Genomic DNA, 19,242 nt, shown 5'->3' on the forward strand with positions numbered 1-19,242 from the left:
CCGCACCAGAACTCGCAGTTGGCGCGGCCGAGCTGCGCCGGCTTCGCCACGCGGGCGTTCGCTCCCGGCTCGTACGACAGGATGCGGTCCTCCCGCAGCGCGGAGCCGGAGAGGGCCACCGCGGAGAGTGCGCGGAGCGCCGCGCCGCGCTCGATTTCCGCGAGCACGCGGCGCCGGTTCGCGTGCGGGAGGTCGAGGTCGAGGAGGACCAGGTCGGGCCGCGGCGGGCCGCCCGCGCCTCCATCATCATCGGGTACGCCAGCGCCTCGGCCCCGTCGGACCTGCACCGCGCGGTCACCTCGTCGCGCGGCAGCTCCGCGTCGGCCGGGTGGTCCTCCACGTAGAGGATCTCGGTTCGGCGGGCGCGCACCCGCTCGGGCTGCGGGATCTCGGGCGTCATGGGCTCGCTCGGGGTGGCACGGCGCGGCGGGAGGTTGGGCCCTGCGAGCCGCTGTGCCCTGCGCTCGTGCGCCAAGGAGGCAGGCGGCGCCCTCCAGACGCGGTGGCGCGCCGGATTCCGGCCGGGACACCCGCGGGAACGGATCGTCCGCGCAAACCACGCGCGGGCCACGCGGGTCCCTCCCGAATCTGGCAGCACAAACGGCCCGCCGCTGTCGGAGAAGAGGGAAGCTCCTGTCCTACGATCGGGAAGCGTCTGGACGGAAGCCGCGCGGGATCCGCCTGGCCGCCGGCCGCCCGACGCGGCCCAGGCCGCTTCGCCCTCGTCGGGCAGGCGCTTCCCGAATGCCCGGGACCGCTCGATGTGACCCCTTTTCTTCCCCGCCCGGCGGAACCCGTCGCGACCGACTTCATGTGGGCTGAAGGGACTTTTCGAAGATGTCGAGTCCGCGCTGGGCGGTTTGGCGGGTGATGGTCAGGGCGGGAAAGAGCATGAGGACGTCTTCTTCGGCCGAGACGAGTAGGCCGTTTTCGCGGCAGGTGTCGCCGACCTCGGAGGCATAGGCTTCGTCTTCGACTTCGATGCCGATGGCGAAGCCTTTGCCGTGGATGGTGGCTTTGCATTTGAAGCTCATCTGGGAGAGCCGGGTGAGGAAGTACTCGCCCAGCTGGGTGGCGTTCTTGAGAAGCCTGTTCCGGTGGCGCGTCAGATAGCGGAGGTTGGCCAGGGCAGCGGCGACGGCGCGCGGGTGCCAGCCATAGGTGGAATAGAGGCCGAAGTCTTCCTTGATGGCGTTTGCTATTCTGGACGTGGTGATCACGGCACCCAGGCCGCCGTAGCCGCCGGTGATTGCCTTGGCCATGCACAGGACATCGGGCTCGAGATCGAAGTGCTCGCAGGCGAACAGCTTTCCGGTCCGGCCGAAACCCGTGGCGACTTCGTCGGCGATGAAGAGGGTGCCGTAGCGGGTGCAGAGCTCGCGGACGCCGCGGACGAACTCGTCCTCGGGGACGAGGGCGCCCAGGTTGCAGATGATCGGCTCCATGATGAAGGCGGCAACGTCGCGCTTCTTCAGCAGCGTCTCGACCTTGCCAAGAGCCTTGTGATCCAGCGGCGGCTCGATCTTGTGGCAGTTGGGCAGGAGGTTCTTGAACGTTTCGCGGTTGCTCGATGCGCCGATGCTCATGGCGGCGATGGAGTTGCCATGGTAGCTGTCCTCCACGGAGACGAACGCGCCGCGGCCGGTGTAGGCCATGGCGATCTGCAGCGCGCCTTCCACGGACTCGGTGCCGCCGGTCGTGCGGTAGGAGACCGCGAGCTTGCCCGGCGTGATGCGGGCGAGCATTTCGGCCAGCTGGGCCCAGGGGCGGTAGAGGTAGTCGGGATGAACGTAATCGGGGCCGTCGAAATCCCGCACCGCCGCGCGGATGTCGGTGTTTCCCCAGCCCAGGTTGCCGACGCACCAGCCCATCATGAAGTCGATGTATTTGCGCCCGCGGGTATCTGTGAGATAGCTGTCGGCGGAGTCGCCGACGATGACGTCCCTGGGTTCGCCCTGGCGGCCGAAGTGCTTTTTGTCGAGCTGGCGGAGGTCCATGCGGGGGCTCCTCGCACATGCGGAAGCACGATCCGCGCAGCGTGGGGGTAAACGAAGAGGACGCGATTCCATCGCAGCAAATCGAGCGCCATCCAACTGCGTCCCCTCATCGACTCCCACCATGATGCGTCCCTCTGCGGCATGACTCGTTCTTGAATGGACGGATCTCCAGCGAACGCACATGCCTCGCCGGGTTCCAAAAAGCGCGCGGACCGCGCCGATCCTGTCTTGCGCATGGCCGAATTCGCTCATCTCCAGAAAACAACCCACCCCCCGGCCGTCGAGCGACGGTAAATCGCGCGCATTCAACTCGCTGCCAGGCGAGCCGAAGCGCGTTACGCGGGATACCACCTTCGGTGGCGGGATAACGCTCTGTGCGGCGCGCTATCGGGAACCACCGTGCACCGGCCACGACTCGTCTCTCTTTCCCTGCGCCAGGCCGCTTCGCCCTCGTCGGACAGGCGCTTCCCGAATGTCCGGCGGCCCGCAGCCCGGCATCCGGGCAGCTTTCGAGATCGGGATAGCTCCCACGCCCGTACGCCGGGGGCCGGCTCCATCCACGGCGGTGCGCCGGCGGGGAATCGCCTGAAATCTGCTCGATCCGTATCACGGGAGGAGGCATGCGATGATGGAGAGCACCGCAGAGAAGGTGGCGATGGTGGGACTGTTCGCGAGGCTGGAGGCGAACGCCGGGCAGGAAGACGACGTGGAGACCCTGCTCCGCGGCGTGCTGGAGCTGGTCCTCGAGGAGCCCGCGACCCTCGCCTGGTTCGCGATCCGCCTGCGACCGTCGACCTTTGCGGTCTTCGCCACCTTTTCCGGCAAGGCCGGCCGACAGGTACACCTCGCCGGGCGCGCGGCGGCGGCGCTGACTGAAAAAGCGCCGGAGCTGTTCGCGGAGCCGCCCGCCATCGAGCGGGTGGACATCGTCGCGGCCAAACTCCCGTAGCGCTGACCGCCGCGAGCGCGATGCAAACTGTCAGTTCTTCGCACGCCGCTTTCGCTGCTGTGGCGAACAAATAAAGTTGGCCAGTGATGACAGCCGAGGGCTGGCGCGGCTGATGGGCGGCGAGGTGTCGATTGACCGGACTGCCGCGGGCCCCGGGGCCACGTTCATACTCCGGCTCCCACCGCATCACCCGCGCCGGGCCACGAGCCGGCGGAGACCGCAGTGGGTGGGGAGGTGATTCCGCCGTCGGCCTTGGAGTCGGAGCGCGCGACAGCGGTGCGCGGACTCCGGGCGGCCGCCGAGGCGCTGCTGCGCCAGGTTGCTCCCACGATGAACGAGTTCGGCCGAGGCATGGCGCGGACCGTGCACCGTTCCGCAGGCTGCGGGTCGACGACGGGTCTGGGCGGTTCGGTCCCCCATAGGCAGCCAGGGCGACCGTTGCGCCCCGCTCCATGCGCATGATCGCGCCCCGGAGCGTTGTCTCCTGCCAGGTCGGTAACTCGGGTGCACCACACTCGTCCGCGGCACTTCTACGACGTTTTCGCCGACCTTGCGCGCGGCGCGTCGAACGCAGCCCGCATCCTGCACCGGATTTTCGCGGAGCCGCATCCGTTCACCGAACTGCTGGCGGAGATGACGGAGGTGGAGCGGGTCTCCAGCAATGCGCGGCAGGAACTGGTCGGAAAGATCGATGGCGCCACGGTGACGCCGCTGGACCGCGAGGACGTGCACGCGGTGGCGTCGCGCCTCGGCGGGTTGGTCAGCCTGCTGCACGACACGGCAAGGAGCGCCCAGGACCTGCACCTGATGCACCAGGGCCAGGCGGCACGTTCGCTCGCGGAGCTGCTCGTGCGTGCCACCGCGTGCATCGAGGAGTCGGTGGCCCAGCTCAAGCATCCGGCAGCGGTGGTGGAGATCCGCACGGAGATGGAGGGCCTGGCCGAGGAGGGGATCGCGGTGTACGACCAGGCCTCGGGTGTCCTGTTCTCAGGCGCGCCCGTGGCGATGGAGGTGCTGCGGTGGAAGGAGGTCTACGATGCCCTGGAGCAGGCGCTGGCCGAGTGCAGGAGCGTGCAGAACCTGCTGTCCAGCATCGCCCTGGAGAACCGGTAAGCGCTCCGCGGAGGCGCAGCAGCAGGCACCGGGGACCCGTGGAGATCAGGGAGGGACAGGCAGAACGCCGGCCGCGGCGTGTGCCAGCGCGTCATCCAGGCGGGCGGTGGCCCGGCGCACCGCCTGCGCACGCGTCTCTTCCGGGAGAGCATGGGATGCGTCGAGGTCGGCGAGCGCCGCGGTGAAGCAATCCGCGATCTCGCGCGAACGGGCGTAGCCGAGCCCGTGAAGGCGCCGGCCCAGCTGATCGATCTCGCTCGACGCGCGGTTGAGGACGACGTGCGTGAGGGGGGCGCCGCAAAGTTCCCTCGTGATCCTTCGCAGCGCTTCGTTGAACGCCGATGGTTCGCCCACGTCTCTCCTCCTTCGCATCTCCCCGCGCCCGCCGGCTGCTGCCCGCGATTCGCGCGGCCGCGGCCACGCGTGCACCGCATCAGGCGTAGATACTTCCCGGTCTCGCGGTTAGCTTCAGGTGCGCCCCCGTGGGCGCCACCTGCCGGTTCCCCTGTCCGGAGAAGTCATGGCAAGCTCGTTCTCGCTCCGTCTTTCCCACGTTTCGTCCACCCCCGGCGACACCCTGCGCGACGAGATCCGCGCGCACACCGAAGACGACGAGGCCGCCGAAAGCATCCTGCGTGGAATCGAGCGTCTCGGCAGCGACCCCTCGATCGCGCACTACGAGATGACACGCGTGGAGAACCGCCGCTCCTACCGCGGAGCCCAGCGCACGTCGTGGAGCGTGCGCGCCGTGCGGCCGTAACCGCCGCGCCTTACGCCGCTTCCGCGGCCGCACGCGGCCGCGCCGTTCCACCTGACCGGTCGCGAAACGGGGGGATTCCGTTCCCGTTGCAGCCCCTCGCCCCGAGCTCGCCCGCGCCCCCCGTCGCGGGCGTTTCAATTCAATCCACCGCGGGCGGACGGAACACGGACGCCTCACCCTCCACACAGGCCTCGCGGCGTCCAATCCGCCGCCGCCACGGAGCGCGGTTTCGTGGCGTCCTGGAGAATGAGCACCACCGAGCGCCGCACGCCCGTGCCGGTGCCGGTCAGCCTCATGGGAAGGCCACCCGGAACCATCACGCCCGGCCCTCCTGCCCGCTGTTCGAGCCTGCCATCGGGCGTCTCAACGCACATGGAGCCCTCCAGCGTATACCACGCCTCCACCCCCGGATGTCTGTGTGTCACCGAGCTCATTCCGGGCTGGAACACCCCCTCCATGTATACCGCCGCGAAACTGTCCGCATCCACCAGCGGCAGCGGACCGATGCGCGCCACGCGATGGCCCGCGGGCGGACGCCAGTCGGCCGCGGCCACGGTAAACAGCCACACCCGGCCGAATGACTCCACGACCGTCGAGCGCGGCCCCCGGTCCGCTTCCGCGCGGGCCCGGGTGGCGTACGTGTGCAGGTGCCAGAACAGGGCGGGAGTGGCGGAAAGCGGGCCCAGCTCCTGCCTTGCGGTGATGAAGCACCCGTAGATGCGGCCCGCCCGTTCGGCGGCTGGCACGCAGGTGCCGTCCGTCTGCGCGGCCAGCGGCGCGGCCGCGGCCGCGACCATGGCGATGGCGAGTCCGGGAAAGGATGCGCGGATCGCCCGCGCGAGTGGAATCCGGAGCATGCTCTGTAGCCTCGGTTCAAGTGCCTCGAGTCGCCTCGATGGGGCGCGGGCGTGAATCCGGCGCGCCGCGTGATTCCAGCCGGTCCAGGTGGCGCAACGCGCTCTCCCAGACCGTCCGGCGGCCGAGGGCCCACGGCATCACGCCAGGCGCCCGATCACGCCGCGCACGGCGGCCAGGTAATCGTCGGTGTCGAAACCCCCGGGGTCGATCATGGCCTGCACCGCGCAGCCGTGGATCCAGCTCACCGCCACGGCCGCCATCCCGTCGGCGGTCACGCGCGCGAGCGGGCCCGGCTCGGCCTCGAGCAGCTCTTCCACGATGGCGCGGAAGGCCGCCCGGTAGCGCCTCAGCTCCGCGCCGATGCGCGTCCGGATCTCCTCGTGCCGCGCGCCCAATGCCCAGAACTCGAAAAACAGCCGGGTGTGCCGCGGCTGGTGGCTGAGCCGTGCCATCTCCTGCTGCAGCAGCGCGTGCAGCCGGTCCACCGCGCGAGGGAGCCGGGCGATGTCGTCGGACATGTGCAGCACCGTGGTAGTCTCGATGAGCCAGTCCAGCAGCGCGTGCACCAGCCTTTCCTTGCGCTGGAAGTAGTGGACGACCAGCGCGTGGCTCACCTCGGCCTCGGCGGCCACCGCGCGGATCGTCAATCCCCCGATCCCCTCGCGCGACGCCACCTCGAAGGCAGCCCGCAGGATCTGCTCGCGCCGCACGTCCACCGGTGCCCGATTGCGTGCCATCGTTCGTCCATCCGCGAATGCCGTTTCACCCAAGGACCTCGCCCGGGTGGTTATTGACCACCTGTACAATTCAGTGTAGCTTCTCTTGAACGGTTGGTCAATAAGATGTCTGCCAAGCGTTTGCCGGTTGCGGACGAACGCCGGCAGACGAGCTCACCCGGAGAAGGAAAGCCGCGATGGCGTGCCGCCTCAGCCATCTTACGGCAACCGGGCAGCCCGGCTCGACGCCCGAGCGCGCGCAGGCGCCGAGGTCCGCGACACCGACATCGCCCGCGAGCACTCGCCCGCGTCTTCGGCCGCTCCTGCGCCCCTGGTCCGCTTCTTCGGAGGGATCGGGCTGTCGGCGGCCCGTGAGTTCAGCCGGCTGCTGGGGGGCGGGGTGGAGGATCGAGAGCGAGCCGGGGCGCGGGAGCATCCTCCGCGTCCAGCTTCCCCGCACGCGTGGAGACGAGTGATGCCGAGGAGAGAGCCGCCGGCCTCGTTCGCCAACGGCCGCGGACGCGAGCATGCCCTGCAGCGGGCCGTCGCCGTCCCCGCGCCGGCCGCGGAAGCGATGCGGCTGGCCGACTTCATCGTCGCGAACCGCGAGCCGATCCTTGCGGAGTGGGAGGCGTTCGCGCGCACCTGCACGCCGGCCAGCGGGGCGATGGACATCGTGGCGCTGCGTGACCATGCCAACGAGATGCTCACGGTCATCGCCGCCGACCTGCGCACGCCGCAGGGCGAAGACGCGCGGTCGGAGAAGTCGAAGGGAAACGCGCCGGACGACGGCGCGGACTCGCCGACGGCGGCCGAGGAGCACGGGGCCGGACGGGCCGAGAGCGGATTCACCGTCGAGCAGATGGTGTCCGAGTACCGCGCCCTGCGCGCCAGCGTGATCCGGCTGTGGACGCTCGGGCGGGGCGAGCTCGGGCCGGCGGACCTGGCCGACCTGACCCGGTTCAACGAGGCCATCGACCAGTCGCTGGCCGAGTCGCTGTCGCGGTACACCGACGACCTGGACTACTCCAAGGAGATGTTCCTGGCGATCCTAGGGCACGATCTGCGGACGCCGCTCGGGGCGGTGAGCACGTCCGCGCAGTTCATGCTCGACACCCAGGAACTGAAGGAGCCCTCCCTGACGCTCACCTCCCGGATTGCCAGCAGCTCCGCCCGCATGATCCAGATGGTCGGCGACCTTCTGGACTTCACCCGCAGCCGCCTGGGCGGCGGGATCCCGGTGGTGCGCGCCGACATGAGCATGGCGAAGGCGGTGCACGACGTGGTGGACGAGCTCGCCGCGGCGCGCCCCGACCGGACGCTGCAGGTCGAAACCCGCGGCGCGCAGCGGGGGGAGTGGGACTGCGCGCGCATCACCCAGGCGCTGACCAACCTGGTGGGGAACGCGCTCGAGCACGGCTCCCCCGGGACCGTCGTCCGAGTCGACGTCCAGGGCAACGACGACGAGATCACGGTGGCCGTCCACAACCGCGGAGCCGCAATCGCGGCGGACCGGCTGAACGGGATCTTCAACCCCATGAAGCCGCGGGAGGCGGGCGGGAGCACTACCGCGGGCGGGTCGGCCGGGCACCTGGGGCTGGGGCTCTACATCGCCGAGCGGATCGTGAACGCGCACCACGGCAGGATCGACGTGGAGTCTTCGGAAGAGCGCGGCACCACCTTCACCGTCCACCTGCCGCGCCACGGATGAGCGCCGGCCGCATTCCGCGCATCGTTCTGCCGGTGCGGCCTGGCCCCCCGGGTCGTCCGGCGCCTGCGTGTACCACGCGGGCGCGCCGCGGCGGACAGGTCCGGTCTGAACCCGTCCGGGGATTCCCGGCCCACGAGCGGCCGGACCCCGCGGGTTCCATCACCGACCCGGTGCGGAACACCCGCGGAGGAGCCGCGCATGGACGATCCCGCCGGCTCTATGGACCGATGGACCCGGTCGCCCAATCCTGACGGCCGCGCAGGTAACTCACAGCAAAGCGAGGCGATTGTGACTCCCTCCTCCGACGCTCCTCCTGGGATGCTTCATCCGCCGGGCACCGACGCCTTCCCCACGACCGCTCCGCACGGCGTGAGGCCCTATGCCAGCACGCGCCGGACGTCCCGGCTGGCCCGCTGGTGGCACGCGATCTTCGCGCGGAACGCATACGCGCGCGGGCCCGACACGGTGCGGTCCGGGCGCAGCGGCCACCGCTTCTTCCAACACCTGATCGAGACGGATGACACGAACGGCGCCCCCGCCGGTCACGAGGCGGGGGAGAAGTAGCCGCGCCCTGCTCTCCCCCGCTCCTTGTCGTGATGCAGGAACGGAGGTTTACGGGTGCAGCTCGGCGCGCGGCTCATTTCCGGGCCGCGTGAAAGTGATGGAACTGAACCAAGCGCGCGCAGGCGGCGGGGTGGTGTGGATTCCGTGCGTGAAGCGGCAAGGGGAAAGGCTCCGCGAGCACTGCGCTCACGGAGCCGATTTCTACTAGCCAACTTTATTTCTTACCAGGCTAGCCAACTTTATTAGTTCAGCACAGCTGCTGCTGTGCGATGATAATAAACTCGGCTACCGGAACAACAGCAAATACCCGCGAAATTCGAGAACGTCTAAAGAATTACTCGGCTACTGAGCAGGGATTCAGACGAAGGAGGGTGATTGCATGCGAAATAATAGAGTTGGCTACTCGTCCCAAGGACCGTCCCGCGCGCCTCCCGCAACGGTGCGGCGATGGCCTCGCGCTCAAGCGCGGCACCGCCCCCAGCGCTGGACGGCGCGGTTGTCCCCGCCTGGCGCGCCAGTTTCCTCTATCCGGACTGAACCCCCCACAGCACCACGCTCAACTCCTCCTCCGTCACGCCGCCGTACTCGATAGCAATCCGCCCCCGCGCTGCGGCGCTAGAGTGCTATCTCAAACCTGCGCTGCAGCTGTTCTTCTGCATTTTTGCAGCATGGGTGCCCGGCGACGAGCGTGCTGGGCACTTGAGCATAAAGTGGTTCTATCGCCAGCGACCGAACGCGCGGAGCGTCACGGACCGGACCGAGAAGCTCTTCCAGGCGTCCAGCATCCGGACGGTCAGCCCACGCGCATGTGAGCCGAAAATACGATGGCTGGAGCTCGCGCTCAGCGAACGAGAGCGGTTGGACCAGTCCGGAGGCTTCCACTTTCCTTCGAATCGCGTTCGCGCGCCGCTGCCGTGCACCCAGACGGCGCAGAGCGGCGGAGAAATCCTCGTTGGCCCACACCGCGGCGACCGGGTGGATACGGAGGTTTAACGCGAACTCATTGGCGAGTCGCAGACCGAGTTCCCGCTTGTGCCGGTGCGGGTGCTGGGTCAGCCACACGAGGCGTGCGTAGAGGTTGTCGTCGTCGGTGAGCACCGCCCCGCCCTCCCCCGCGAAGAGCGTCTTCCCAGCCGTAAACGAGGTGACCACCACGTGCGCGAGCGCCCCAGCGGGCCGTCCCTCGCGCGTCGCCCCCAAGCTTTGCGCAGCATCATGGATGTACCACAGCCCCTTCTCGTCCGCTAGCGAGCGGAGAGCTTCGTCGTCGGCAGGCACGCCAAACAGGTCAACGGCAAGCAGCGCCCGCACTCGGGAGCTAAGAGCCTCTTGTGCTGCGGCAGGACAGAGGGTGAGTGTCAACGGATCGACATCTCCAAACAGCAATCGGGCACCGACGTGGAGGAACCCCGCGATACTTCCCCCCCAGGCAAGCGGCGGCGCAACCACCTCCCCCTCCCCGAGGTCCAGCGCGATCGCCACCGCGAGCAGAGCGGACGTGGCGTTGGCCACCACCAGCGCGTGCCGTTTCCCATAGTGCCGGCGGAGACGGTCCTCGAGCTCGCCCACTGCCCCAGTCCCGAGCAGGTGCTCGTGCGCGGCAGCTGCATCAACCCGCGCCCGACGCAGATACGCCACCACCGCGGCCTCCACGCCGGGGGCGGCGCTGCCGACGCCCCGCGCCGCCCGTGCGGTCTGGCTAGACATGGGCACCCGGCCCGAGCGCGCGGATACGCGCATCCAGCCGCTCCACGTCCACGTCTCCGCTAACAGGATCCACTAGCTCCCGGAGGTGGGCCGGGTACGGATAGGCGCCGGGGTCGGCATACCAAGGCAGGTAGCGCTTCGACGTGCACGCTCGGATCGCCCACAGGTCCGCGTATTCGCTGGATACGCGGTCTGCGCTGGGCCGGAGATCGCGAGCCGCCTGCAGCACGATCTTGGGGTCGAGCCCGGACGCCGCCAGAAGAGCCATGCTCAGCGCCGCGCGAATCTCCCGGGGCGACGCGCCCTTGTCGTAGAACAGGTCGGCCGCGCCCCGCACCTCGTCAGGGCCCAGCCGGGCCTCCGGCATCATTCGCGTGGCGATCACGGAGATGATGGCGGGATAATCCTCCCGCAGCGGTTGGAGCACCGGCACGATGGTGAACCGGCTCCGCATCGCGGCGCCCATCCGCCACGGGCAGTTGGTCGTGGCCACCAGGAGCGACCGGCCCCGCCGCGATTCGTCCGAGAGGGCCGTGAGTAGTGCGGCAGTTACCGCCCTGCTCGCGCCCGAGTCGCCGTCGAAATCGGAGCGCTCCAGGGGAAGCGCCTCGGTGATCTCGTCCACGAACGCCACGTTGGGCGTCCAGTCGGAAAGCGCCAGCGTCAGGAGGCGGGCCTTCCGTTCTGTCTCGCCCACGATTCCACCCTTGGGCGAGTGGACCTGGTATGCCGACGCTCGCGCCTCGCGCGCCGCGAGGAGCGCCAGGTCCGTCTTCCCCGTACCGGGCGGCCCCACCAGGAGAACGTTGGCCGGGATGTGCGGGTTGCCGTGCAGAAGCCCGTTCCCGAACCGGAGCAGGAGGTCCAGGGGACACTTGATGTTGCAGCCGACCAGCCGGAGCTGGTCGATCCGGCGGGTGTCGAGCACGGTGAGGGTGTGCTCCGAGAGAATGACCACGTCGCGGCTCTTTTGCTCCTGCAGCTCTTCCACCGTCACCGGAGCCGCGCGCAGGTGCGAGGCGCGCATCCGCCCTTCGAGGCCCCGGTTGGGGGTGTTGCTCGTCAGCCGCGCGACGTCCTCGTCCGTGACTCCCTCTTCGAAGCGGGCCTCCGGGTACACCGCGCGCGCGGCGACCAGGAACGCGTACTTCTCGGTCGCGTCGGGCTGCCCCAGCCGGACGGGATGCAGCACGCCGGCCACCAGGTCGTCGATCCGTCCCTCGCGGCCGTGGAACACCACGAGGTTTCCCGACTGCCTGAGCGCGTTGCTTTGCCCCAGGATGTGGGCGAGTTCCACCGCCGTGATCTCCGGATCGGTCCGCCCGGTCCCCTCGCCGCTCGGCGTCAGGTGCTCGGCGAATTCCAGCACGAAGACGAACCGGAGCGGCATGCCGTCGCTCCAGGCGAGACCCTCGGCGGGGGCGCGCGCCAGCGCGGCGATGCCGCGGATCACCCGCACCATCTCGTGCTCGTCCGCTTGGACTTCGAGCAGCCTGTGCGAGCGCAGCACCGTCTCGATTGTGTGGCGGTCGCGCCCGTCCCGCAGGCGCGGCGCATCCCAGTCCAGCCCGTTCGCCAGCGAGTACGTCAACAGGTGCATGCCGTGCGCGCTGCGTGCATGTCTGCGCAGGTGTTCCAGCAGCGTCAGCAGACGCCCTTCTCCGTCCGCCACCGGATCGTAGAGCGAGCGGCCCGTGACGAGCAGCGCGCAGTTCCCCTCAGTGTAGGCCTGCAGGATCCGCTCGGCCGGCGGGAGACGCGGCGGCGTCGCGCGGGCGTCCGGTGGGTCCAGGGTCACGGGTGCCATGCGCTCCTCCTCCGGTCAGCCCCGCTGCGACGCCTGCGGGCGCACGTTCCGCCGCCGCGCGTGTGCGTGCTCCGATGCCGCGGGCACGCGCGCCTCCGGCTTCGGGCGCAGGATGCCCCCCACGAAGTCACGCGCCGCCGCGAGCTGGCATACGCCGCCAGTGCAGGTGCGTGCTGGAGCGCTCGAGCGGACGCCGGCCGCCTCCAGCGCCGCATCGAAGCGGTCGAGGATGTCGCCGCATGACCCGTCGTACACCCCGATCACCTCGGTTTCCAGGGCGGCGTCGCCCTCCGCCGAGGTGCGAAGCTCGCTGACCAGCGCGTGCCCCGCCGGGTGCTCCGCCACAATCCGCACGGTGCCGTCAGCCGTCACGCGGGTATCCACCGCCGAGAAGCCGAGGGTGTCGGCGGCGCGGGCGCAGGCGGACACCACGCACCGGGTGAACAGGGTGCCGTGCTCCACCCGGACAGCCTGGAGCAGGTCCTCCCGCGCGCGCATGGCCTGAGCGGGCGTGACGGCTGCCCGGAGGGCGCGGAGGGGAGCGGCGAGCCGCTGCACGTCGGCGACCACGTAGCCGGCCAGGCTCGCCGCCGCCTCGACCCTGATCCGGTCGGTAGCCGCGAGTGATCCTGCGGCACCGGCCACGGCCGCCAGACTCGACGTCTCCTGGTCCCGTGCCGCGCGAAGCGGCGGTATCACTCCCTCCGTCACGGCACGCAACGCGGGCCGGGCCGCCGCGCGTACGGCGGACCCCGCCGCGCGGAGGAGCAGGGCGGCCAGGGCCGCCCCAGCCATCACGGACTCCGCCGTCACGGCAGAGGCTACCCCGCTGATCCTTGGTCGGCTCGTGACTGCGCTCATCGGTACCTCCCGAGTTCTGGGTTCAGTTCTGGATCGAGCGGGTTCAGACGTGAAATTCCGCATCCCTGTCGCGGAGCCGCGCGTCGAGGATCCGGCGGAGGTACTCCGCCTCGGCCTGGGCATCGCCTTGGTCGTCCGGCCTCTCGGCGTCGGCCGGAGTGGACGCCCGCGCACCGTGCACGCCGGGCGGAGGCGGCGGCGGGGGCGCCTCGACCGAGGGCTCCTCGTTCCCCGCCGGCGGCGGCTCGTCACCGTCGGCGGAAAGCACCACGCGCTCGCCCAGCGCGTCGTTGATCAGGTCGGCCTCGTGTCGCGCCAGGAGGAGGGAAGAGAGGGGCGCGCCGTGAATTCGCCGGTACTCGTCGAGTGCGGCGGAGTACGGGGGCATCGCCTCCCACGCCCGGCTGCGCGCGCTGTCGACACGGCGCTGCGCCCGGCCGGCTCGTCGCTCGAAGGCCCGCAGACGGAGCCTCCCGACCAAGTGGGAGATGCCGTCCAGCGTGGCCTGCGCGGTGAAGATCATGACGGCGTGGCACACGAAGGCGAGGGCGAGGATCCCGATCCCCAGCATCGCCGTGGCTGCATCGAGGACCTCTTCCTTGGCCTCAAGCGAGAGCCGGAGCGCGTACCAACTCATGGCAGGCATTACCAGCGCCAGCGTGACAGCCACCACCCACCAGCCCCAAGCGGCCCCTCGAGCGGCGCGCCGGGCATGCTCACGCGAGGCAGCCACCTGCATTCCCACCAGAGTCTCGAGGCACTGCAGCGTCAGCGGCACCGGGAGGAGCATCCAGGGCGGCGGGGGCGCCCCTTCCGGGAGGATGTACGCCAGCGAGATGGCGAATTCGGCGACCGCGGCGAGGAGGATGACGTCGAGGGTGAGCACGCTGAGCGGCTTCACCATGCCAGAGAGGATGGCGCCGGCCATGCGCCGGACGCCGCCTTCCACGACCGTTGGGTTCTCCTCCACGAAGCGCGTCCGCGCCTCCTCCCGCCGGTCCAGTTCCAGGCGTCGCATCTCATACTGCCCCGCGGCGTCCACGAGCTCCGCCCGCGTCGCCGCGACCTCACCCTGCGCGCCTTCCCGGGCCATAGCGGAGCGAGCGGCATCGACTCGCTGCGCCCGCTCGGCCCGTCGCGCATCGAAGTGGTTCTCGGGCATCGGACACCTCACTTCTGGCTGAGCACGAGCCGGATCGCGGCCTCCGGTGACTCGAGCTGAACCGGGGCGGGCCGCAGCTCCCTGAGCTCTTGCGGGAGCGTATCCGCGTTGACCACGTAGAACTCGGTCCCGGCGGGCAGGGGCCGGAGTGCACCCGAAACGTTGTTCTGGAGGTCGGAGATCACGATGGCGACCCGCCGGGGCGGCGTTCCCCACTGGCCAGGCTCATCCAGGAAGTAGCCGATCCGGCTGATCGCGGTGATCACCGCTGAATGCGACGCGTCCCGGGGGTGGGAAAGCAGCGGCCCGGCCTCGGCGCGGAATACCTCGGCGGCGCGCTCCGCATCGGCCAGGCGCCGATGCTCCTCGGCGTTATATGCGGCGGTATCGGCTTGGTAGCGGCGAACCGAGCGGGCCACCTGCCGTGCGGTGCCCTGGCGGAGCGGCGCGTTGGGCGGCTTCCCGGGTTCGGGGACGTAGAACCGGATGAACGGCGTCCGCGAGTTCGAGTCCAGTTTCCCCAGCGCCAACTCGCCTCCGCACGCCTTCACCCGGTTCATGACCAGCGTCAGGTGCTCGATCCGGATCTCAGGGGTGAGATTGCTGTCGGCCGATGCGCTCTTGTCCGGCACGATCGCGATCCGGAGCGGTGGTCCGCACGGCGCTTCCGCTGCTGCGGCGGCGGAGACCGTTGTTTCCGTCGGGTTCGGTCGGGCGGCGGTCCCCTGGCAGGCGGCAAGCCCCAGCGCGATGCCGAGGATTGCCAGGAGGCGCAGGCTGCGTCGAGCGCGAGCGCGCCGCCGCGGAGCAAGTGCTCTGTCGATCCCGGTCATCTCCTCCTCCTTCGTACGAGGTGTCGCCCGGAGCCGCAGTGCCCGCGCGCCTCAGCGACAACGGAGTGCGGCATTCCGGCACAGTGAAAGATCACCGGCGGCAGTCTGCACCAGTTAGCCTGCCCGGAGCGGCTTGGATGCGCCCGGATCGGGATAGGGGGCAGCCGGGGAATTCCGGCTGCCACCCTCCCACACCACCGGACGTGCGGGTCCGCATCCGGCGGTTCGGAGAGTTGAGGTCAGTGCGGTGCGAGCCGGGGAAGACCCATCTGCTCGAAGAGCTTCCCCGGCAGGGCGGTGTGGAGCGCACCGTGGCTGGACAGCCTCCACCAGCTTCGCATGTGCGCGGCGGCGGCTCGGGCAAGCTGATCGGGCACTCCCCGAGTTCTCATCTCCCGGTACGCCGTGCGTCCACGCTTCCACTGCTTCAGCCGCACCATCCGCAGCCTTCGGGCGATCCACTGGTCGAGGTCGTGAAAGACTCCGGGTGTATCCGCCAGTCGGAAGTAGGCCTTCCAGCCCAGCAGGTACATTCGTAACTCCTCCACCACCTTCTGCAGCGACCTCCCTCCGTTCCGGCGGGTGATCTGCCGGATGCGCTCCTTGAATTCCGTCAGGGCCTTCGGCGCGACGCGGCATTTGACCTCTCGCCCCTTGGCTACCCAGAAGCTGTAGCCGAGGAACTTGCGGTCCCACACGCGCGCCACCGCGCTCTTGTCCTCGTTGACCTTCAGCCGGAGCTTCGCGAAGAGCCTGCGCAGCCGCTCCATCACACGCTCGTCCGCCCGCCTCGACCGCACGTACACGTTGCAATCATCGGCGTAGCGTACGAAGGCGTGCCCGCTTCTCTCCAGCTGCCGGTCGACCTCGTCCAGGAGCACGTTCGCCAGCAGCGGCGAGAGGGGGCCGCCCTGCGGCGTCCCCTCGTGCCGCTCCACCACCACGCCGTCGGCCAGTACTCCGGCCCCAGGTAGCGGCGGATCACCCTGAGCAGCCGTCTGTCTCCGATCCGCTTCTCCAGACGCGACATCAGCACGTCGTGGTTCACGCGGTCGAAGAATTTCTCCAGATCCACGTCCACCACCCAGCGCCGGCCCGACTGGATGTAGCGCTGCGCCTGACAGACCGCGTCGTGCGCCCGCCGCCCCGGCCGGAAGCCGTAGCTGTGCTCCGAAAACGTGGGATCGAAGATCGGCTGCAGCACCTGCAGGATCGCCTGCTGGATGAACCGGTCGAGCACGGTCGGGATGCCCAGCTGCCGCACCCCTCCCCCGCTCTTCGGGATCTCCTGCCGACGCACCACCGAAGGCCGGTAGCTTCCCCCGAGCAGCTCACTCCGGATCCGCTCCTAGTTCTCCCGCAGGTACGGCAGCAGGTCGTCCACCCTCATCCCGTCGATGCCCGGACTGCCCTTGTTCTTCCGCACGCGCTGCAACGCCAGCTTCAGGTTGCCGCGCTCGACCACCCGTTCCATCAACTCCACCGGGCGGCCGCTTCCCGAGCGCTCGTCTCCCTGCGCCGCCCGAAAGGCTTCACCGCTCCGCCGTACGCTCGGGGCTTCACCCCTACCCTCCAGCGGGAGCTCGATCTGCATCGACTTCTGGTGCGCTGCCATTCCGAGACGCAACGTCGTTTCGCTCTCCTCTCCGTTCGGCCCTTCACCGGCGGGGCTGGGCCCAAGCGCATGTGTGCACCCCAACCGGCTACTACGGCCTCTGCTGACTTCTCGCTCCGCCCGGTGCTTTCACCGTGCGTCGCCCTTTCAGGCGTGAGGCGAGACCTCCCCGGGTAAGAACTGAGACTTTCACCGCACCACCGCCGGATCTACGCCGCCTGAGCCTTGGTCGTGAGAGCTTCGCGGTCGTTTGCCCGCTCGCCCTGCTCGGCTGCGCCTCCTATCCGGTTTCTGTTCGTCGGCGCGCGGTTTCGCTCCACGCTTCTTTCAGCGCCACCCTCGCGGGTGGTTCGTTTCCTCGCCTTGCGCTTCGCTCGGGTCGCTACGACCAACTCCCCGGAGGACTTTCACCTCCTAGCCTCAGCCCATGCCGGGCACACAAACAGAACGCCCCGCCCCTTCTGCAGGGGGCGGGGCGCGGTCGGGAGCGCCTAGCCGGTCCGCGTCGTCAGGCTGAGAGACGGTTGATCACGTCGTTCAGGCGCGTCCTCCACGACGGGAGCTTCCGGTACAGCTTCTCGAACACTCCGTCGTCGATAAAAAACTCGAGTTCGTGCTTCAAGAGGCTTGCGGCGGCCCGGACGGTGTCCGGCCGGACCTCGTCGTGCCGGCCCAACTCCGCCAGCGCTCTCGCCGCGGCCTCCACGGTCGCCACGGCCTCCTCGCCGAGGGCCACGGACAGGGCGCCTCCAGCGGGATCGTCGTCGTGCACGTCCTCCGTCGCCGCGTCCAGCACGGCCGGCGGTACCTGCTCCCGGAGGCGCGCGAGGATGTCTTCGATGCTCTCCACCAACTCGCTGGCCTCTCCCTCCTCGTCGGCGGTCAGGAGCGGGGGAAGCCCCAGGTCGAGCGCCTGCTCGTCCAGCCAGCGCACCTCATGCGGCATCAGACGCAGCTTTCCCAAGTCGATCCGGGGCCCGCTCCGGGGAAGACCGAGGACGGACATGATCGATGGGAACGAGGAAGGGTACGGATCCGCTCCGCGGTCCCCCTTACGGATCGCGTTGCTTCGTGCCTTTTCCATCATCTGTGGAAACAGCCTGGCCAGCACGGTCCAGTAGCTCCGCTCGGGCCGCAGCTGGCGGCCGTACAGCGTAAGGACCACCAGCCGGCCGCAGAGCACGTCCTGAAAACGCGCGAAGGTGTAGGGCTCCGCCCGCGTGCCCGAAGGTACGTTGAGCGCTAAGGAAAACGGCGGTTCCGAGACGTCCTGCCGCTGACCCCCGGTTTCGTAGGCGTCCAGGCTCTCGCGGGCGCGCGTGAAGCACTCGCTGAAGAACGCCTGCTGCCTGGCCTCGCTCCACATCCGGACGGTTACGTAGTGCTCGCCCAAGCCGTGCTTGCGCCAGGGTGCGAATCCGAGTTGCGCCGGCGTTTCGTCTTGAAATCCCAGCGCCTCCTGGATCTTGGTGGTGATGTGGTGTGCGAGGCCCCGGTAATTCTGCACCCCGAGATCGCCGGGCTCGTGTTTGGGATACCACGAGAGGCGCGCGCGCGCATCCTCCGGCGCGGCGTTGAGGATGGCCGCCACGATGTCGCTGGGAAGCGAGGTGAGCCCCACGAGGGGGCCGGTGCACAGAGCAGCGGCGTGCAGGAGCACGTCCGGCCCCTGCAGCGGCTGCATGAACCCGTCCGTCTCCCCCTGTTCCCGCAGGTCCCAGTCGGAAACCACGCCGCTGAACCGCCGTCCCGCCGCGTCGCGGTTGCGCAGCTCCGCGAGCGCCGAACGTCCCTCCTCGAACCCCTGCACTTCGGTGAAGTAGCGCTCCAGACCCTGCACGATCTGCCTCCGCTGGGCCGCATCGTCCTCCACCACGACCACCGCATACGGCGCCGCTTTGTCCCTCTCCTTGTCCTCTTCAGCCTCGCGGTGCACCCGCCGCAGGCGTTCCTGGATCCGCGCGCCGAGCTCCTCGGCGGCGCGCAGGTCGCCGTTCTGGACCGCCTGCTGTGCGTCGCTGATCCACTGCTCGAAGGTGCTCAGATCTTGGAAGGTGCGGGCGAGAGCCGGCCTGCGCGCGCGCACCTTCGCGGCCAAGCGGTCGAGCGCCCGCCGCAGCCCTGCGGGGTCGCCGCTGGTGTCACGCCGGAAGTTGTGTTCCCACATCAGGAAAGGTCTAGCGCTCAGCACGTGGTCCCTGAGCCACACGTGCACCATCTGAGACACGGGCTCCGCGCTCGACGCGGCCTCCGCCAGCGCGGCTGGCGGGACGGGAAGGCGCACGAACGGAAATATCAGGCGGGCGGCCTCGCCCCGTTCGTCGCCGAGGGCGACGAGCGCTCGTCGCGAAAGGAACGAGCAGACGGCCAGCTGCGGGATCTGTCGCTCCGATTCGAAGAGGTCGACGATGAACCTCAGCCCTTCGAACTCGGTCAACCTCCCGCTCGCGGGGGCCCACTCGGCTAGGACGACCAGGGGGGCTTCGCGGAGCCTGGTGTAGCGGCGTAGCTCCCGGAGCTCGCGGGGAGAGGTGGCGACCGCGTACCCTGCGCGCCTGAGGTAGGTGGTGAACGCTCCCGGGTTCCAGA

The 19,242-nt window shown here is 69.5% G+C and carries 19 protein-coding genes; 6 read left to right on the top strand and 13 right to left on the bottom strand.

What is annotated here, in order from left to right:
* Positions 1-182: 182 nt before the first annotated feature.
* A complete protein-coding gene (locus tag VF092_12265; GenBank protein HEX6748059.1) occupies positions 183-344 on the top strand; it encodes a hypothetical protein in 162 nt (53 codons plus the stop codon).
* A 465-nt stretch (positions 345-809) separates the two neighbouring features.
* Here VF092_12265 and VF092_12270 read toward each other — a convergent pair whose 3' ends face one another.
* Positions 810-1,997 (bottom strand): aspartate aminotransferase family protein, encoded by a 1,188-nt coding sequence (locus VF092_12270; protein ID HEX6748060.1) that lies wholly within the window; start codon positions 1,995-1,997, stop codon positions 810-812.
* Between the two features lie 625 nt (positions 1,998-2,622).
* Here VF092_12270 and VF092_12275 point away from each other — a divergent pair.
* Both VF092_12275 and VF092_12280 read left to right on the top strand, forming a co-directional pair.
* A complete protein-coding gene (locus tag VF092_12275) occupies positions 2,623-2,946 on the top strand; it encodes an antibiotic biosynthesis monooxygenase (protein ID HEX6748061.1) in 324 nt (107 codons plus the stop codon).
* Positions 2,947-3,450: 504 nt separating this feature from the next.
* Positions 3,451-4,059 (top strand): hypothetical protein, encoded by a 609-nt coding sequence (locus tag VF092_12280; protein ID HEX6748062.1) that lies wholly within the window; start codon positions 3,451-3,453, stop codon positions 4,057-4,059.
* Between the two features lie 45 nt (positions 4,060-4,104).
* Here VF092_12280 and VF092_12285 read toward each other — a convergent pair whose 3' ends face one another.
* Entirely contained in the window at positions 4,105-4,413 is a 309-nt protein-coding gene (locus tag VF092_12285; GenBank protein ID HEX6748063.1) for a hypothetical protein, read from the bottom strand.
* A gap of 166 nt (positions 4,414-4,579) precedes the next feature.
* Between VF092_12285 and VF092_12290 the strand changes: the two genes are divergently transcribed.
* The gene (locus VF092_12290) at positions 4,580-4,819 is read left to right on the top strand and encodes a hypothetical protein (protein HEX6748064.1); all 240 of its coding nucleotides are present in this window, start codon (positions 4,580-4,582) and stop codon (positions 4,817-4,819) included.
* A gap of 173 nt (positions 4,820-4,992) precedes the next feature.
* On the opposite strand, the gene VF092_12295 is transcribed toward VF092_12290, so the two are convergent.
* Positions 4,993-5,676 (bottom strand): hypothetical protein, encoded by a 684-nt coding sequence (locus VF092_12295; GenBank protein ID HEX6748065.1) that lies wholly within the window; start codon positions 5,674-5,676, stop codon positions 4,993-4,995.
* Positions 5,677-5,814: 138 nt separating this feature from the next.
* On the bottom strand, positions 5,815-6,414 hold the full coding sequence (locus VF092_12300) for a TetR family transcriptional regulator C-terminal domain-containing protein (protein HEX6748066.1): 600 nt from the start codon (positions 6,412-6,414) through the stop codon (positions 5,815-5,817).
* Positions 6,415-6,868: 454 nt separating this feature from the next.
* On the opposite strand from VF092_12300, the gene VF092_12305 reads away from it, so the two are divergent.
* Together VF092_12305 and VF092_12310 are read left to right on the top strand one after the other, a co-directional pair.
* A complete protein-coding gene (locus tag VF092_12305) occupies positions 6,869-8,104 on the top strand; it encodes a sensor histidine kinase (GenBank protein ID HEX6748067.1) in 1,236 nt (411 codons plus the stop codon).
* Positions 8,105-8,422: 318 nt separating this feature from the next.
* Positions 8,423-8,668: a hypothetical protein gene (locus VF092_12310; GenBank protein HEX6748068.1), complete on the top strand. Its 246-nt coding sequence runs from the start codon at positions 8,423-8,425 to the stop codon at positions 8,666-8,668.
* 615 nt (positions 8,669-9,283) lie between these two features.
* Here VF092_12310 and VF092_12315 read toward each other — a convergent pair.
* From VF092_12315 to VF092_12355, 9 genes are all read right to left on the bottom strand, one after another.
* Complete coding sequence (locus VF092_12315) at positions 9,284-10,408, bottom strand: DegT/DnrJ/EryC1/StrS family aminotransferase (protein HEX6748069.1); 1,125 nt, start codon at positions 10,406-10,408, stop codon at positions 9,284-9,286.
* Positions 10,368-12,182: an AAA family ATPase gene (locus VF092_12320; GenBank protein HEX6748070.1), complete on the bottom strand. Its 1,815-nt coding sequence runs from the start codon at positions 12,180-12,182 to the stop codon at positions 10,368-10,370. Before VF092_12320 ends, VF092_12315 begins: the two co-directional genes overlap by 41 nt.
* 15 nt (positions 12,183-12,197) lie before the next feature.
* The gene (locus tag VF092_12325; protein HEX6748071.1) at positions 12,198-13,043 is read right to left on the bottom strand and encodes a hypothetical protein; all 846 of its coding nucleotides are present in this window, start codon (positions 13,041-13,043) and stop codon (positions 12,198-12,200) included.
* Between the two features lie 43 nt (positions 13,044-13,086).
* Complete coding sequence (locus tag VF092_12330; protein ID HEX6748072.1) at positions 13,087-14,205, bottom strand: hypothetical protein; 1,119 nt, start codon at positions 14,203-14,205, stop codon at positions 13,087-13,089.
* An 8-nt stretch (positions 14,206-14,213) separates the two neighbouring features.
* Entirely contained in the window at positions 14,214-15,038 is an 825-nt protein-coding gene (locus VF092_12335; GenBank protein ID HEX6748073.1) for a hypothetical protein, read from the bottom strand.
* A 239-nt stretch (positions 15,039-15,277) separates the two neighbouring features.
* The gene (locus VF092_12340) at positions 15,278-15,919 is read right to left on the bottom strand and encodes a group II intron maturase-specific domain-containing protein (protein ID HEX6748074.1); all 642 of its coding nucleotides are present in this window, start codon (positions 15,917-15,919) and stop codon (positions 15,278-15,280) included.
* Positions 15,808-16,341, bottom strand: coding sequence for a reverse transcriptase domain-containing protein (locus VF092_12345; GenBank protein HEX6748075.1), 534 nt, complete (start codon positions 16,339-16,341; stop codon positions 15,808-15,810). The genes VF092_12340 and VF092_12345 overlap by 112 nt, the downstream gene beginning before the upstream one ends.
* A gap of 45 nt (positions 16,342-16,386) precedes the next feature.
* Positions 16,387-16,632 carry a hypothetical protein gene (locus VF092_12350; GenBank protein HEX6748076.1) on the bottom strand — a complete coding sequence of 82 codons (246 nt, stop codon included), beginning with the start codon at positions 16,630-16,632 and terminating at the stop codon, positions 16,387-16,389.
* Between the two features lie 529 nt (positions 16,633-17,161).
* Positions 17,162-19,090 (bottom strand): hypothetical protein, encoded by a 1,929-nt coding sequence (locus VF092_12355; GenBank protein HEX6748077.1) that lies wholly within the window; start codon positions 19,088-19,090, stop codon positions 17,162-17,164.
* Positions 19,091-19,242: the final 152 nt, after the last annotated feature.

It is taken from the genome of Longimicrobium sp. (assembly GCA_036377595.1).
Classification (GTDB): domain Bacteria; phylum Gemmatimonadota; class Gemmatimonadetes; order Longimicrobiales; family Longimicrobiaceae; genus Longimicrobium.

Coding starts and splice junctions, on each gene's coding strand:
- VF092_12300 (HEX6748066.1), bottom strand. CDS start 6,414: ATGGCACGCAATCGGGCACCGGTGGACGTGCGGCGCGAGCAGATCCTG.
- VF092_12270 (HEX6748060.1), bottom strand. CDS start 1,997: ATGGACCTCCGCCAGCTCGACAAAAAGCACTTCGGCCGCCAGGGCGAA.
- VF092_12320 (HEX6748070.1), bottom strand. CDS start 12,182: ATGGCACCCGTGACCCTGGACCCACCGGACGCCCGCGCGACGCCGCCG.
- VF092_12310 (HEX6748068.1), top strand. CDS start 8,423: ATGCTTCATCCGCCGGGCACCGACGCCTTCCCCACGACCGCTCCGCAC.
- VF092_12335 (HEX6748073.1), bottom strand. CDS start 15,038: ATGACCGGGATCGACAGAGCACTTGCTCCGCGGCGGCGCGCTCGCGCT.
- VF092_12350 (HEX6748076.1), bottom strand. CDS start 16,632: ATGCAGATCGAGCTCCCGCTGGAGGGTAGGGGTGAAGCCCCGAGCGTA.
- VF092_12295 (HEX6748065.1), bottom strand. CDS start 5,676: ATGCTCCGGATTCCACTCGCGCGGGCGATCCGCGCATCCTTTCCCGGA.
- VF092_12315 (HEX6748069.1), bottom strand. CDS start 10,408: ATGCGCGTATCCGCGCGCTCGGGCCGGGTGCCCATGTCTAGCCAGACC.
- VF092_12330 (HEX6748072.1), bottom strand. CDS start 14,205: ATGCCCGAGAACCACTTCGATGCGCGACGGGCCGAGCGGGCGCAGCGA.
- VF092_12275 (HEX6748061.1), top strand. CDS start 2,623: ATGATGGAGAGCACCGCAGAGAAGGTGGCGATGGTGGGACTGTTCGCG.
- VF092_12290 (HEX6748064.1), top strand. CDS start 4,580: ATGGCAAGCTCGTTCTCGCTCCGTCTTTCCCACGTTTCGTCCACCCCC.
- VF092_12305 (HEX6748067.1), top strand. CDS start 6,869: ATGCCGAGGAGAGAGCCGCCGGCCTCGTTCGCCAACGGCCGCGGACGC.
- VF092_12325 (HEX6748071.1), bottom strand. CDS start 13,043: ATGAGCGCAGTCACGAGCCGACCAAGGATCAGCGGGGTAGCCTCTGCC.